The organism is Paenibacillus sp. JT22N1 (assembly GCF_059692155.1).
The window spans coordinates 396,232-411,364 of the sequence record NZ_JCAUAW010000003.1 but is presented as its reverse complement, the minus strand read 5'-3'; the positions used below and the strand labels follow the sequence as shown (position 1 = coordinate 411,364).

At 45.1% G+C, this 15,133-nt stretch carries 14 protein-coding genes; 9 read left to right on the top strand and 5 right to left on the bottom strand.

Annotation, left to right across the window (positions count from 1 at the left end; all coding sequences use genetic code 11):
• Positions 1-63: 63 nt before the first annotated feature.
• Positions 64-1,269: an MFS transporter gene (locus AC58UU_RS08275; RefSeq protein ID WP_497314587.1), complete on the bottom strand. Its 1,206-nt coding sequence runs from the start codon at positions 1,267-1,269 to the stop codon at positions 64-66.
• A gap of 136 nt (positions 1,270-1,405) precedes the next feature.
• Here AC58UU_RS08275 and AC58UU_RS08270 point away from each other — a divergent pair, with 136 nt between their 5' ends.
• The 8 genes from AC58UU_RS08270 (at position 1,406) to AC58UU_RS08235 (ending at position 10,326) form a co-directional block, all read left to right on the top strand.
• A complete protein-coding gene (locus AC58UU_RS08270; protein ID WP_497314585.1) occupies positions 1,406-3,343 on the top strand; it encodes a vWA domain-containing protein in 1,938 nt (645 codons plus the stop codon).
• A complete protein-coding gene (locus AC58UU_RS08265) occupies positions 3,327-6,197 on the top strand; it encodes a VWA domain-containing protein (RefSeq protein ID WP_497314583.1) in 2,871 nt (956 codons plus the stop codon). Before AC58UU_RS08270 ends, AC58UU_RS08265 begins: the two co-directional genes overlap by 17 nt.
• Before the next feature lie 99 nt (positions 6,198-6,296).
• On the top strand, positions 6,297-6,779 hold the full coding sequence (locus tag AC58UU_RS08260; protein ID WP_497314581.1) for a hypothetical protein: 483 nt from the start codon (positions 6,297-6,299) through the stop codon (positions 6,777-6,779).
• Positions 6,780-6,943: 164 nt separating this feature from the next.
• Positions 6,944-8,785 (top strand): translational GTPase TypA, encoded by a 1,842-nt coding sequence (gene typA, locus AC58UU_RS08255; RefSeq protein WP_171648346.1) that lies wholly within the window; start codon positions 6,944-6,946, stop codon positions 8,783-8,785.
• Between the two features lie 131 nt (positions 8,786-8,916).
• Positions 8,917-9,192 (top strand): YlaH-like family protein, encoded by a 276-nt coding sequence (locus tag AC58UU_RS08250; protein ID WP_497314902.1) that lies wholly within the window; start codon positions 8,917-8,919, stop codon positions 9,190-9,192.
• 94 nt (positions 9,193-9,286) lie between these two features.
• The gene (locus tag AC58UU_RS08245; RefSeq protein WP_497314579.1) at positions 9,287-9,718 is read left to right on the top strand and encodes a hypothetical protein; all 432 of its coding nucleotides are present in this window, start codon (positions 9,287-9,289) and stop codon (positions 9,716-9,718) included.
• Positions 9,719-9,720: 2 nt separating this feature from the next.
• Positions 9,721-10,002 (top strand): hypothetical protein, encoded by a 282-nt coding sequence (locus AC58UU_RS08240; protein WP_497314577.1) that lies wholly within the window; start codon positions 9,721-9,723, stop codon positions 10,000-10,002.
• 180 nt (positions 10,003-10,182) lie between these two features.
• Positions 10,183-10,326 carry a hypothetical protein gene (locus tag AC58UU_RS08235; RefSeq protein ID WP_154669585.1) on the top strand — a complete coding sequence of 48 codons (144 nt, stop codon included), beginning with the start codon at positions 10,183-10,185 and terminating at the stop codon, positions 10,324-10,326.
• A gap of 40 nt (positions 10,327-10,366) precedes the next feature.
• Here the strand turns inward: AC58UU_RS08235 and AC58UU_RS08230 are convergent, their stop codons facing one another.
• Entirely contained in the window at positions 10,367-10,912 is a 546-nt protein-coding gene (locus AC58UU_RS08230; RefSeq protein ID WP_497314575.1) for a YhcN/YlaJ family sporulation lipoprotein, read from the bottom strand.
• 113 nt (positions 10,913-11,025) lie between these two features.
• Here AC58UU_RS08230 and AC58UU_RS08225 point away from each other — a divergent pair, with 113 nt between their 5' ends.
• Positions 11,026-12,357 (top strand): PhoH family protein, encoded by a 1,332-nt coding sequence (locus tag AC58UU_RS08225; protein ID WP_307444278.1) that lies wholly within the window; start codon positions 11,026-11,028, stop codon positions 12,355-12,357.
• A 54-nt stretch (positions 12,358-12,411) separates the two neighbouring features.
• Here the strand turns inward: AC58UU_RS08225 and AC58UU_RS08220 are convergent, their stop codons facing one another.
• The 3 genes from AC58UU_RS08220 to AC58UU_RS08210 all read right to left on the bottom strand — a co-directional run bounded on the left by AC58UU_RS08220 (position 12,412) and on the right by AC58UU_RS08210 (position 15,099).
• On the bottom strand, positions 12,412-12,900 hold the full coding sequence (locus tag AC58UU_RS08220) for a hypothetical protein (RefSeq protein ID WP_497314572.1): 489 nt from the start codon (positions 12,898-12,900) through the stop codon (positions 12,412-12,414).
• Between the two features lie 37 nt (positions 12,901-12,937).
• Positions 12,938-14,032, bottom strand: a complete 1,095-nt coding sequence (locus AC58UU_RS08215) for a coiled-coil domain-containing protein (RefSeq protein WP_497314571.1) — start codon at positions 14,030-14,032, stop codon at positions 12,938-12,940.
• Positions 14,033-14,133: 101 nt separating this feature from the next.
• Positions 14,134-15,099 (bottom strand): hypothetical protein, encoded by a 966-nt coding sequence (locus AC58UU_RS08210; RefSeq protein ID WP_497314569.1) that lies wholly within the window; start codon positions 15,097-15,099, stop codon positions 14,134-14,136.
• Between the last annotated feature and the right edge of the window lie 34 nt (positions 15,100-15,133).

Below are 15,133 nucleotides of genomic sequence, written 5' to 3'. Positions count from 1 at the left end.
TAACGTCTATCCATTATTTTACGATCGGTCAAAATGTTATCCGATAAGGTTACGAGAAGCATGCTAGTGCTGTGTCAACTGAACGCCTCGTCGAGCTTGCCAAAAGCACCATCCATAAATAAGGATGAAAACAAGAATAAGCACGGTCGAGTAACGGTACATCAGTGCATAACTCCCGCTTATGTTAGCGAGAGCTCCCAAAACCATCGCTCCTAATCCAATGCCGAGATCATTGGCCGAGAAGAAGGTTCCGTTGGCTGCACCGCGGCGATTCGGCGCAGCACGTGCGATTGTCCAGGCCTGCAGCGCCGGCTGCAAGGATCCGAAGCCTATGCCATAGCATATCGCTGCTGCGGCCAAACTAGCCTCTGAGTGAGCATAAGAAAGAAGCAGGAGACCAGCAAGGGTAAAGATAGCGCCAGGCAGGAGCACCCATTCAGGTCCTTTTCGATCAAAAAGCATACCGGTAATTGGCCTTACTATGAGCACCATGGAGGCATTGCATAGGAAGAACCAACCGACGTTCGAAATGCCGGCTTCGTGGCCGAACAGCGTAATAAAGGTCACAATTCCTCCATAACAAATTGCTGTGCATAGCAATAAAACGGAGGGAAGCATCGCGGTTCGTTCCCATAAACGATCCATAAGTTTCGGCCTCTGAGCCGACTTTTCGAGAGGCATCGGCTTGGTATAGGTAATGAAAAGAGAACTAAACAAGGAAAGCAGTGCTAAACATGTTGAGATTAAAAGCACGCGAGGGAAGCCATAGGTTTGCATCAACCATAGTCCTGTAAGCGGTGCAAGTGCCATAGCGAACGTGTTGGACAACCCGTAATAACCCATACCTTCTCCACGGCGTTCTGCCGGGATGATGTCGGCTATAACAGTACCTAAGGAGGTTGTGGACATACCCCAACCGATCCCATGAACAAAGCGAGCAGCAAGAATAAGCGTAACAACAGCCATATAGGAGTATCCGGCAATGGTTAGCGCACAGATCGCGAGCCCAACCAGAAGCACATGTTTTCTTCCAAACAAATCAAGTGCTCGCCCAGCAAAAGGGCGGGTAAGCAGTGAAGAAATCGTGAAAATGCCAATGACGAGACCGACTTGAATATCATTACCGCCTAATTGCGACACATGTGTAGGTATCGTTGGTATGAGCATTTGAAAACTAAAGAAAAGCAGTAAGTTGGATAGAGATGTAATTAGAAAAGCTTTGGTCCAAAGCGGTTTTTTCTTTTTTTTATCTACAAATAACGGTTCCATGTTACCTCCCATGTTGTCCATAAGCAAACCTGTTTGACAGGGGAAAAACGGGCTGCACGCGTAGTAGTATGCCCATGCTAGAGAATTTGAACGCAAGATAAAGCGATGTCCTTCGCTCTTGGAAAGGTGAGTGCTTATGCATTTCGCATCGTTAAGCGGGTTATGGTTCTCGCTTTCAATCCCCTTTATCCTGGTGCTTTATTTGTTAAAACGACGTTATATCGATACAGAAGTATCTAGTCATATGCTCTGGCGGCGTGTTCTTCGCGAGCAGGAGGCCAATCGGCCATGGCAGCGTCTAAGCCGACAATTATTACTCCTGCTTCAGCTGCTTGCAGCGTCATTACTTGTGCTTGCCTTAATGCAGCCGTTTATTCGTGGTCAGCAAACAGCGAAGTCACATATTTTTTTCGTGTTAGATGCTTCAGCGAGTATGCAAACATCAACGGATCATGGGACTAGATTAGAAGAAGCGAGGCAAGGTATCTTAACTTACGCACGCGAAGAAGCACAGAATCGTAGCTATTCGCTTTTAGTCATGAAAGATCAACCAGAATTGCTTCTACAACGAGAATCAAATCTGTCCTCACTACAAGCCGCTTTGAATAAAGTTGCTCCCTTTTACGGTAAAACGAATGTACAGGAAGCCTTGTCTCTAGCATCTGCTCTAACGAGGGAAGAATTCGATGGGGAAGTACGCATTTATACGGACAGACAGTGGGTCGATAACGCCGAAGGGATTACCTTTTCAATCCCCGTCAGCATTCAGGAGCCAGAGATTCAAAGACGAGCAGGTGATGAAGTCACCAATCAACCTGTGAATGTGGCGATTACTCAATTCGGTGTTAAAGACGTTCAGGATGCAGCGGAATTTAAGGCTGTTGCCGTATTGAAAAATTGGGGAGCGACGAGTGTTACTGTAAAAGCAACACTTTACTCGGGTTCGCAAGCAGTTCGAACGGATTCCCTAGACCTTAAGGGAGGCGAGCAAAAGTCAATCTACGTAGATAAGCTGGCTCGGGCTGATGTGTACAAGCTGCAGCTTGAAGGAAAAGATGTTTTGGAAGCTGATAATACCGCTTATGCCTTTCCTGAAGGGACTGGTCGAGTCCAAGCTGCTTATGTTGGCGAAGGCAACCTTTTCTTAGAAAAAGCACTCACATTGGCAAAGACGGATATTCTTCATGTACAAAAAAGCAATGACGGAACCTATCCACCGCCCTTAGGGCTTACTCCTGACCTAATTATTGTAGATGGTGTGACTGAATCAGCTTTAAAATCGGATCTCTGGAAGCGTCTACTTGCGTCCAAACCAGTTTGGCGGTTTGCTTCCGCTGCAAAGTCTGACTTAGATCATCAACAAATCATTTCAGCATCACCTTTTTCGATAACGGATCATCCCATTTCGCGTTACATTCGTCTGCAGGACGTGAACGTTGCTATGGCTCAGACTAGACCGCTAAAGCCATGGGAGAAAGCCATCATTTCGTCAGCGTCCGTACCACTTGTTCTTGTAGGTACAGAAGAAGGTATACCAAATCTGACATTTACGTTCTCGCTTAATCAATCGGATCTTGCGTTGCGCTCGGAATTTCCCATTCTCGTTCAAAATGCTGTTGCTTGGTTGACCCAGCACCATGGTGGCAATCTTGGTCGTATTACAGCTGGGGATCGAAAAGAAATTGTTCTTCATCCGGAAGCGACGAAGGCGATCTGGAAAACAACCATGGAAGGTGTTAAAGAGGAAGAGGCAGAGCGAAATGGAGACGCGTTATCCAGTATGCAAACTGCGCCTAAGCTTCCGGGTCTTTATGAATTTGTTGAATACAATACAGGTGGACAGATCGTGCAAACTCGTTTACTTGAAGTTGTAATGGACCCCCGAGAATCCAATGTGAATGGGAAAATAGCAAACAAGTTGGTCTTCAAACCAGGTAGTGAAGTCGATGCCGGTGTAGATCGAAGTGAAGAAATCTCATTAGGGAATACGATGTTAATTCCTTGGCTTATCGTGATCTTGCTTTTGCTGCTAGTACTGGAATGGGAGGTGTATCGACGTGGGCATTCAGTTTGAACATTTGCCCGTCCTGTTGCTGATTCTATTTCTTCCTTTATATGTGGGCTGGCTTTGGAAAAGCTTACATCGTCTGCAAGGCGGGCGAAAGAAGCTTGTTGTTTCTCTGCGAGCCTCTGTAATCATTCTTCTGATCTTCGCCCTTGCGGAAACCCAACTTTATACAAAGCTAAATCACAAAAGCATCGTATTCACGATTGATCGATCGGACAGTGTGAAGGAAGAATTGAAGGAAGCTCAGTGGATTCGAGAAGCAGTCAAAGCACGTTCTTCCGAGAAGGACGAGGCGGGAGTCGTTTCGATGGCACTTAAAGCTTCCATAGAGAAGTCGCTTGATGCCAGAGAGATGAACGGATTTCAGTTTACAGCCCAAACGAACACGCAATTTTCCGATATTGCCTCGGGCTTGCAGCTTGCTTCAGGCTTACTTATGAATGGAAAATCCGGCCGCCTTATTTTGATGTCGGATGGCGAAGAAAATGTGGGTGACGTATTGCGTCAAGGTAAGCTGCTGCGCGACCGCGGTATCCAAGTAGATGTTGTCCCTCTCGCTGCCAAAGAACGCAAAGACGCCTCCATTGAAGCAATTCGCGTTCCAGATAAATTGTATCAAGCAGAAGCGTATACGTTGGAGGTAGTCATCCGTTCTACAAGTACTGGCGTGGCTCAATTACGGGTTTTTGAGGACAATCGCGAAATGACAGCTGGGTCGGTTCAATTGAATAAGGGGGAGAACAGATTCGCCTTTCAATCGCTTGCCAAGGAACCGGGTTTTCATCGGTATCGAGCGGAAGTGTATTTGGAAGGGGATGAGCAGTCTGCCAATAATGCGCATTATGCATTTAGTAAAGTAGATGGTCCTCCGAAAGTGCTTATTGTAGAAGGGAAAACAGATATCTCCAAAAATGTGGAGGGAGCACTGCAGTCCGCACTTATCCCATTTGAAACGATAGCACCTGAGCTGCTTTCCAATGATTTTGTAACGTATACCGGTTATGAAAGCATCATTTTAAACAATGTTGCTGCTACTCAAATACCACAATTGAAAATGGAAATGATAGAGCAGGCTGTCCGAGATTACAATGTTGGGTTGGTCATGCTTGGGGGAGATAACAGCTATGGATTGGGCGGTTATTTCAAAACACCGATCGAGCGTGCTCTCCCAGTGTACATGGATCTACGCGGGAAGCGGGAGATACCGTCACTCGGCATTGTACTTGTTATGGATAAATCGGGCAGTATGTCAGGTGAAAAAATGAAGCTGGCTCAGGAAGCCGCGTCGCGGACAGTCGACTTACTCAGGGAAAATGATACACTTGGGGTACTTGGATTCGATTCTTCCCCGCATTGGTATGTAGAACCGCAAAAGTTAAGTGATAAATCAGGCGTCATCCAAAAGATTAATGCAATACCCGCTGATGGCGGAACGGAGATTTATACAGCAGTAGAGGAAGCATTCGCCAAGCTTTCCAAGGTGGAGGCTCAGCGTAAGCATATTATTTTGTTGACAGACGGACAGTCCTCCACGACTCAGAGCTATGAAGCATTAACCGCCGATATGCAAAAAGAGAATATCACGATGTCCACTGTGGCCATCGGAACAGATGCCGATCAATCTCTGCTGAAGCAGCTAGCTGATTTGGCGAAGGGGAGGTATTACGCGGCTGTGGATCAGACGACAATCCCGGCGATTTTTAGCCGGGAAGCTGTGCTGATATCACGAACTTATGTGGTTAACCAACCTTTCGTACCGGCTTTAGCAGGAGGAGCAGACTGGCATAGCTTTTTGTGGCAAGGGCTGCCTTCGCTAAACGGTTACATTGCCACAACCCCTAAAGAGGCCGCTGAGGTGGTACTCACAAGCCCGGAACCTGATCCTATTCTTGCGAGATGGCAGTATGGTTCTGGGCGAACTGTCGCATGGACTAGCGATGTGATAGGAGCATGGTCAGCGAACTGGATAACGTGGCCTGCCTTTTCACAAGTGCTTACTGGAATGATAAAGTGGACGTTTCCGCAATTTCAATCGTCTCCACTTGAGCTAAACGGGCATTTGGCAGGTCAAGAGTTGACCTTAGAGGCCAAAAGCGGGAATATCACACTCGACGGTTCACATGGTGAACAGGGGGAGCTTCGAGCTATCGTTACGGATGAATTTCTCGGATCGCAAGAGATCCATTTTACGTCCACAGCACCTGGTGAATATTCAGCACAGGTATCTGTGGATAAGTCTGGCGTTTATATCGCCAAGACTGAATTGCTCGCAGCCGGCAGCGAAGAGGGGACCGAGAAGCGGGTCGTCGGCAGCTCAACGTCCGGGTTCGTGATTCCTTATTCCCCGGAATATCGGATCACGGACGGACAGGGCCTCAGCAAGCTCCAGCAGCTTGCTGAGCTTACAGGCGGACGGATGCTCTCGCTAGAGCATCCGGAGGAAGCCTTCGCCTTCGTTTCTGCCGCGCAGAAGCGACTGACTCCCATCAGCGAGTACCTGCTGATGGCGGCGCTCGCGCTGCTGCTGATGGACATCGCAGCGCGGCGCTTGGCTCTGCCGCCCGGCCTGTGGGCCCGGGCGTTCGCGTGGAGGCGGGCCGCTCCAGTGGGCCCGCCACAGCAGGCGGAGACGCCGCTGGCGCGTCTCCGCGAGCGCAAGCAGCTTGCGGAGCACAAGCTGCAGCGTAAGACTGGGCGCTCTGCCGCAGGCAGCGCTCCACCCCCAGCCGTGGCTGCGCCGCCGCGGCCTCCCGCGGAGCAGCGCGAAGCTGCTCCGGAGCCCTCACCCCCAGCGGCGAGTAATGCGCCGCCGGACAGCATGAGCCGTTTGCTCGAAGCCAAACGGCGAGGCCGCAAATAACGCATACACCTAGCAATTTCTGGCCAGGTACGATAAACTATTTGTTGAAGGGTGTCGAAGATGATCCCTTAGTGACAAGTGAATTAGGAGGGGATTTGAATGGCTAGAAATAGCTACTCCATTGGTATCCTGTTAATTGGCCTGGCCGCCCTATTGCTTCTTGGTAAACTAGGTTTTTTTCATGTACTTCTTTCGTTCTTCTGGCCGCTAGTTCTACTCATTCCTGGGCTGCTGTTCCACGTATTCTTTTTTAATCGGTCACTGCCCGCAGGCGTTCTTGTACCTGGAGGTATATTAACGACTTACGCAATAATGTTCTTTTACTGCAATATATTTGGTTGGGGTTCAATGAGCTATTTGTGGCCGGGATTCATTCTTGGTGTAGCCATCGGATTATATGAGATGCACTTGTTCGATCGTGGAAGTGATCGCGGTGTTTTGATTGGTGCTATGGTGCTGGGAATTATTTCAGCTGTATTTTTCGGATTAACTCTACTAATTCATTTAGGGATCTATGTAATCGCTTTGATCCTTGTGATAGCTGGACTTGTCATGATTTTCCGCAAGCGAAATGTGTGGTAATTTCGGGCATTTACTTGTAAAAGTTTTATGTACAGCGGCATTTACCTTGCATAATGTCGAGAAACTGCGTATAATAAGTGTAAATGTCAAGCGTCGGCGCTTTCGTCCGACGCTTGTTTTATGAACAGAGACGAAAATTATAGGGTAGAGAGGGTTTGACATTCATGCACGCAAGAGACAAGATTCGCAATATTGCAATTATCGCACACGTTGACCACGGTAAAACGACACTCGTAGATAAATTACTTCAACAATCCGGAACATTCCGCGATAACGAGGCTATTCAAGAGAGAGCGATGGACTCCAACGATCTCGAGAGAGAACGCGGTATTACCATTCTTGCAAAAAATACAGCAATTAATTATAAAGACTACCTGATTAACATTGTGGATACACCTGGACATGCCGATTTCGGTGGTGAAGTAGAGCGTATTATGAAAATGGTAGACGGCGTTTTGTTGGTTGTTGATGCTTTCGAAGGCACCATGCCGCAAACGAAGTTCGTTCTACGTAAAGCATTAGAAAGCAACCTTTCTCCAGTTGTTGTAGTTAACAAAATTGACCGTCCGAACGCGCGTCCTCAAGAAGTTGTTGACGAAGTTCTTGACCTTTTCATTGAACTAGGTGCTACGGATGAGCAGCTTGATTTCCACGTTGTATATGCTTCCGCATTACAAGGTACATCAAGTCTTGATGCTGAGAAACAAGATGACAACATGGAAGCTATTTATGAGACGATTGTTAGTCACATTCCAGCTCCAACAGAAGATGTTGATCAACCGCTTCAGTTCCTTGTTACATTGATGGATTACAATGAGTACTTGGGTCGTATCGGCGTAGGCCGTGTGAACCGTGGTAAAATTCGTCAAGGTCAGACTGTTGCTGTTATGACGCGTGAAGGCGGTCAGAAGCAAGCTAGAATCGAGAAACTTTTCGGTTTCACAGGCTTGAAACGTATTGAGATCGAAGAAGCGGCTGCAGGGGACATTATTGCCATTGCAGGTATCAAAGATATCAATATTGGTGAAACGGTAGCAGATCCTGCGAATCCGGAAGCATTGCCAGTCTTGAAAATTGATGAGCCAACGCTGCAAATGACATTTATCGTAAATAACTCACCGTTCGCAGGGCGCGAAGGGAAATGGGTAACTTCCCGTAAAATTCGCGAGCGTCTTTACAAAGAACTTGAAACAGACGTAAGTTTGCGCGTTGAAGACACAGATAGCCCGGATGCTTTCGTTGTATCTGGCCGCGGTGAGCTTCACTTAGGTATTTTGATTGAAAACATGCGTCGTGAAGGCTTTGAATTACAAGTTTCCAAACCTGAAGTTATCATTCGTCAAATCGACGGTCAAAAAATGGAGCCGATTGAGCGTTTAATCATCGACGTTCCAGAAGACAGTATGGGTTCCGTTATGGAGAGCTTAGGTTCCCGTAAAGCCGAGATGGTCAACATGATTAACAACGGCAGCGGTAACGTTCGTCTTGAGTTCTTAATCCCTGCACGTGGTTTGATCGGTTACAGAACGAACTTCTTAACGTTAACTCGCGGCTACGGTATTATGAACCATGCTTTTGACAGCTATGGTCCATACCAAGGAGCTGGTGTTGGCGGACGTCACGAAGGCGTGCTTGTTTCCAGCGAATCTGGCGTATCTACTTTATACGGAATTCTTTCCGTTGAAGATCGCGGTATCTTGTTCGTTCATCCACAAACGGAAGTTTACGAAGGCATGGTCGTTGGTGAGCATACGCGCGACAATGATATCATCGTTAATATCTGTAAGGAAAAAGCGGTAAACAACATCCGTTCCGCGAACAAAGAAGAAACTGTAAAAATGAAAACTCCTCGCATGTACTCTTTGGAGCAAGCGCTTGAGTATTTGAACGATGATGAATATTGTGAAATCACACCGAAATCCGTTCGTATTCGCAAAAAGATTTTGAACAAAAGCGAGCGCGAGCGTGCTGAGAAGCACCGCAAAACAGCTGAAGCTAACGTGTAATTCACAAAGTGTTCTAAATATGGGAAATGTGGGCTACAAGGCCGCATTTCCCTTTATTTATTTGTAATTTTGAGGGATAATGATAATTGACTTTACTTTTTGAATGAAATGGAGTGTATGTTTTGACTGCCTTGAACGAGTGGTTTGGAAATCACCTGTACATCACTTATCTGTTAATCTTTATATTTATGTCTTATGTGTATAACAAAGTTTTCAAGACGCGTAAATTGCCGGTACTCAAGACAGCTATCATCTATGTGCTGCTGGCCATTGGATCAGTTATGCTGCTTGTTTTTCAAATTGTAGGACTACCTATCGTGCTCTGCCTGTCTGTTGCCATATCGTTAATGTTTCTGGTTCGTATTCGTTATTTCATCGAGAAAAGAAGCGGCAATAGACCAACTTAATAAGGATTATGCTTACGATATTAGTTTTATTAAAGCAAAACTCAAGTTAAGCTTACGAAGCAAGTTTTCTCGCGAAAACTCTAAGGAGGGGCAAATGACTCGATACTGGTTAACTCCGATTAAGGGCTATTCTCCTCTGATGTTGGGGGCCGATCGCTTGGACTGCTCTCCGCTCACAAAGCTGGAAGCTTTCCGTGAATTGGCGAATAGGAGACACCCCAGATTGCTTTCTATGTTTAAAGCTAGTCTGCTGTTAAGTGACGACGAAGAGATATGTGGTTCAGAGCTCGCAGAACTTGATTTAGCGCATTCTGAAGCCGTTGTATTTGATGGTGACCCTTTTCATTTGTCACATTGTGCAGAAGCCTTTCTAGATCGTCTGCTGAAGCGAGAGGAAGCTTTGGATTTGGTGTCATCGCTTAATGACAACGCTTTAGATGCCCAGCAAACCATTTGGAAAAATCAATGGCTTCGTTGGCTGGAATTAGGCTGCGATGTTATTTTACTTAGAGAGGACGGGCGTTAAAAATGAAACTGCAAGACGCCTTTTTTAATTGGCTGCAAATGCATATTGTAAGTCAAGCTAGACCGGATGACGAAGCGGCCAAAGAGACACTTGATTTTTTTGCGCTTATATTGCGTGAAGATCATGGGGTCAATCATATGGAAATTGTGGACGAATCGGATCGAATGAAAATTCACATCGCCTATGAACAAGAAAGTATCAAGAGTAAACAAAGTTTTGATCGTGAATCGGCGGAAAAGCTGCTTGATGATATTAATTCGAATCCGATTTACAATAATCAATAGACGTTCATGTTGGACGACATAACTTTTTTAAACCGACGTACACTTAGGTATATCTGGCTGAAAAAGGAGTGTTCGCATGAATTGAAAATAGATACATAAGGGTGGAACGCTTGCCACCGGCTATGCTATACTGTAAGTGTAAGGAGCGTTTTCAACCACCTAGTAGGAGGCGCAGACGATATGGCTGAACACAACACAGCTTTACCGAAGCAATGGATAGATCGCGCCCAAATGATGACCGAGCCTGAATATGAGAAAACTTGTGTAAGCCGAGTAACTGTGAATCCAGCCGGCCGAGTTTTTGATGCGATAAAAAAAGCCTAGATCTGCGAATGCAGTCAGGCTTTTTGTTATCTTCGGTGGATTACGGGTTCGGAATTTCCGCCTGATTCGTACGATTAGGTTCTGCATTGTTTGGCATATTGCGAATATCACGCGGCAGCTGAGGCATTACACGGCCCATGATGTCTGCCATTTGCTCTGCGAATCCAGTAATGGGTCTTCCTGCTCGAATGTTTTCCCGAATGTTGCGCAAGCGTTGATCTAAGTCCAAATCTGCGGTAACAATGGCATTAACTCCGTATGGATCTTTCTTGAGGGCTTCAGCTACCGAATACTTGACGGTGCCGACTTTGGCTCGATCCAAATCTTTCTTAATGTTGATGCCGACTACGGCGGTATCACCGAAAACGACGCAGTGCGCGCTTTCAACCTGAGGGACGCTAGTGGCTAAGTTTTCCAAACGTTCTGCAACAGCCTTAGAATCTTTTATTTCGAGCTTTTGTGGGGCGATTTGTTGAACTTTTACTTGATTTTGATTCGGATTTTGAGAGGGGGCACCACTTTTCGGCGCTTGACTACAGCCAACCGCGAGGGTCAGTACTAGTATAAATACGCACAATAGTCTCACTTGAATCGTTCCTTTCTTTCCTGAATCTCGCGTTTAGTTTGTCCGGCACAGCTAGGTTGTATGTATCTAATATAACCAATGATCTAACGCCAAATCTGGGAGGGGACACACCAATGAAAAAAATTTACGTGTTGGATACCAATGTTCTGCTTCAGGACCCTAATGCTTTATTCGCGTTCGAAGATAATGAAGTAGTCATACCCGCCGTGGTGTTGGAGGAAATCGATTCTAAGAAACGAAATGCGGACGAAATAGGCCGAAATGCGAGACATGTTTCGAGATTGCTGGATGGACTAAGAACCAAAGGCAACTTGTCTGATGGCATCACACTCGAACGTGGCGGCAGCATTAAAGTGGAACTCAACCATCGAAGCTTCGCGAAGCTGCAGGATACATTTGCAGAATTAACGAATGATAACCGAATTCTCGCGGTCGCGCTCAACTATCATCTAGAAGAGCAGGATAATGAATTTCCGAGACCTGTCGTTATCGTGAGTAAAGATACATTAGTTCGTATTAAAGCAGATGTCCTCGGTATACCTGCACAGGATTATTTAACGGATCGCATTGTTGCGCAAACGGATATGTACACAGGATATATAACGCTATATGTACATCCTTCTATCATTGATGAGTTTTATTCTTATCGATTCTTGACTGTGACATCGCTTAATTTGGGTTATATGCTGCATCCTCACGAATTTGTCATTTTACGGGATGAGCTGGGATCTTCCAAATCAGCTTTATTGAAAGTGACGCCCGATGCCAAAAAGCTGGAGCCGCTCTACATGAGTAACGATCCCATTTGGGGGATTGCCGCGCGTAACGCGCAGCAACGAATGGCTCTTGAGCTCCTGCTCAATGACGACATCCCGCTCGTCACCCTGACTGGGAAAGCGGGTACAGGTAAGACGCTGCTTACGTTAGCTGCGGGCCTTATGAAGATTGAGGATGATCGTAAATATAAAAAATTGCTAATTGCTCGACCCGTTGTTCCAATGGGCAAGGATATTGGTTATCTGCCTGGTGAAAAAGATGAAAAGCTGCGTCCCTGGATGCAGCCGATCTATGATAATTTGGAGTATTTATTCGATACCAAAAAACCGGGAGACATTGAAAAAATACTAGCAGGTCTCGGTAGTATTCAAGTGGAAGCTCTGACTTACATCCGCGGACGCTCGATTCCCGGCCAATTCATCATTATTGATGAAGCGCAGAACTTATCTAAGCATGAGGTGAAAACGATCGTTTCCCGGGTAGGAGAGGGCAGTAAAATAGTTCTTCTAGGTGATCCAGACCAAATTGATCATCCGTATCTCGATGCTTCAAGTAATGGATTAACTTATGTGGTTGAACGATTCAAGCAGGAAGGTATTAGTGGGCATATCACTCTTGAGCGTGGTGAACGCTCACATCTAGCGCAATTAGCAGCCGATCTGCTCTGATAAATTCAAAAAGCCCACACCCCCGATATGGGGATGTGGGCTTTTTGGTGTGTTCTAAGGTATCATCTCGATGCGGCATCGATAAGCTTTGGCAATACCCTGCATGAGCTCTTCGAGCTGCCGATCCACGACGTACACAGTACGATCCTGAGTTTGGTACTGAGCGAGCAGGTGCTCCTCGATCTGAAGAGCTGCTTGGTCGATTTCGGCTTGAGGGCTATCTTCTGTAAATCGGAATTGTACGACAAGCTTATCGTATAAATAATTGTGCTCTGCGCGGCTTGTAAAGCCATAATCGCTGAATAGATCAGTCAATTCGGCGTCATCAGGCAGCAGCCGAAGCTGCATCAGGTTTGTCTCAATATTGAAATGAGCCATAACATCGAGTGCTGCAAGCTGTTGTTCTTCATTGCTGACAATAAGCAATTCTTTGTCGCGGTCAAATAATTCAACTTTACCTGCGAGAGCTTTAACGATTTGTGCGTAAAATCCAGGTATTTTTCCTTCGGGTAGATCCATCATCAGACCAATTTTCGGTTCCATTCGTAGTCCTCACTTTACTTCGTTATCCTCTGCTACTTTACAGGGATAATTTGAGTTTTACAACTGCGATGCCGTTCTTCGTCTCTACACTAACGACATCGAGATAATTGACAATTTTTTTTGGGATGAAACCAAGCTGGAATTCTTTCATGAAGTCTTCAATTGTGGTATCAGGCAGTTGGAAGCCATTGAATTCAAGTTTATCCACAACAAAGCGGACTTCATTCATGTCGGGATGTTCCTTTAACACAAACATTCCTTCTAAGGCGATTTGTACCTGATCTTTTTTACCTTTTGCAATGATCGACCCATCAGCAAATTCAAAATTCAAATTCTGTAAAAGTTCATTTTTTGAATGAAGGTAAGCATTGAAATCCGTATCACTAATCGTTATGACCGGATTTTTGATGGAAGATAAGTCCATGAATTTATTTTCTTTCGTTACATACTGTGGCAGCTCTCGGAAAGCGGAAGATAAACTATTTAAGTACTCGCGGAATAAAGGGATGCCTTCTTGTTTCCATTGGTCATTTAAGCTTTTTATTTGGGCTTCTATGACTTGTGCTTGTGCACTGACGGCTAGTTGTTTGTCCAGCTCTTCTTGAAGCTTTACGAGTCTCTCACGCTGTGTGAGGAATTTATCTTTCGTTTTCTGGAGCTCGACGCGAGAAGAATCAAGTTCGGTGCGCAGGTTTTTCAATTTCTTAAACGATTCGGTGAAAGCTGATAAGGCGCGATGATCATTACTAATAATCATTTGCAGATACTCGAACATTCGCAATGCATCCGTAAAGGAACTTACGGTAAACAGCAGCATCCAGATCGAATCTCGATCCCCTGTATAATAAGCTCTCAGCACTTTTCCGGCATGTTTTCGGGTATTTTCAACATTGCTGTTCTGCTTGATGATATCTAGTTCATTTTGTTTGATCTGAGCAACGATGTTTGCATCTTGTTCATTTAATCGGCCCACTTCTTTGTCAATTTCGAAAATGGTAAGCCCTTTTTGGACGAGATCCTTGGCTTCATCTTGTGTAGGACTCTTTTCCTCGGCTGAGATTGTATGAAGAGGTAGTGTTATTTGAGTAAGCAATAGAATAGACAACATCATAGCTACGAATTTATATGTCATTGAACGAATTCTCCCCCTAAGAACAGATTATCATATTTCTATTAAATGAAGCACAAAAAAATACTTACCTCTGGGGAAGAGGTAAGTATTTTGCTTTACATCTATTTTTTAACCGGTGTAATTAATTTAAGGATTTCATCGAAGCTTTTAACGTTTTTCGGTATTTCTTTCGTTAATGGAGAAGCTTGATTGATAGCGTCGTAGGTTTGGTGAAGAAGGATATGGTTATCCTGCGCTTTGCCATCAACTGTTACTGTGAATCCAAAATCAATTGTCTGGTCACGAATAAAGCCAGTGTCATCAATGGCGACAACCATTTTACCTGGAGCTTTGAGCTGCAAATTATTTGCTTGATTTTTTTTGAGTTGTTCGGCTTTATCGGCTGTAAGGAATCCATTGCTTTGTAAGTACCCAATAAACTCTGGAAGTTTTGTTTGCATCAGGGTATTCAATTCTTTTTCATTTTTACTCGTAAGTTCAACGCTAATGGATTTGGCAGAAGAGCCGTCTTTCAGCTTAACCGGTTCCTTGGCTTCTTTATAGCATTTTGGATCAATCCCGCTAAATATAAGATTACCAAGTGTCGTTGACAATTGAGAAGTATTTTTCAAGGTGTCTACGGTTAAGGGACTAGTACTGTTCTGACTTATTTTTTGTAGATCGATTGCATAGTACTCGTCAGGTGTTTTATTTAATGCTGGCATATTAAAATACAATTTGCTATCTTTAATGAGAATTGGAATCTCAAAAGGGGATGTAGAGCCCTTAGGTGTTATTTTCAAGTCCGTCTGGAACTGGAGTGGCTCCACATTGCTAACGCCCTTCCAATCGATTGTGCTTTCTCTGACCAAAGATAACAGCCCGTTAGTCAAAGGGTTGGAAGATTTCATCAATCCATCGCTTAAGGCTAATGTTGTGCTCCCATCGAAGGTGTAAGATTTCATTTCTTTTTGTTTATTTAGTGATTGTTCTAGTGCTTCTTTGACCTTCGTGTTGTCTGTACAAGCTGTCAACGATATTAGGCTGATCGCCGTTACCGCTGTTAAGGTAATCCACTTCTTTGACATGCTTTTCTGTCTCTCCTTCCATAAATCCTTCTTC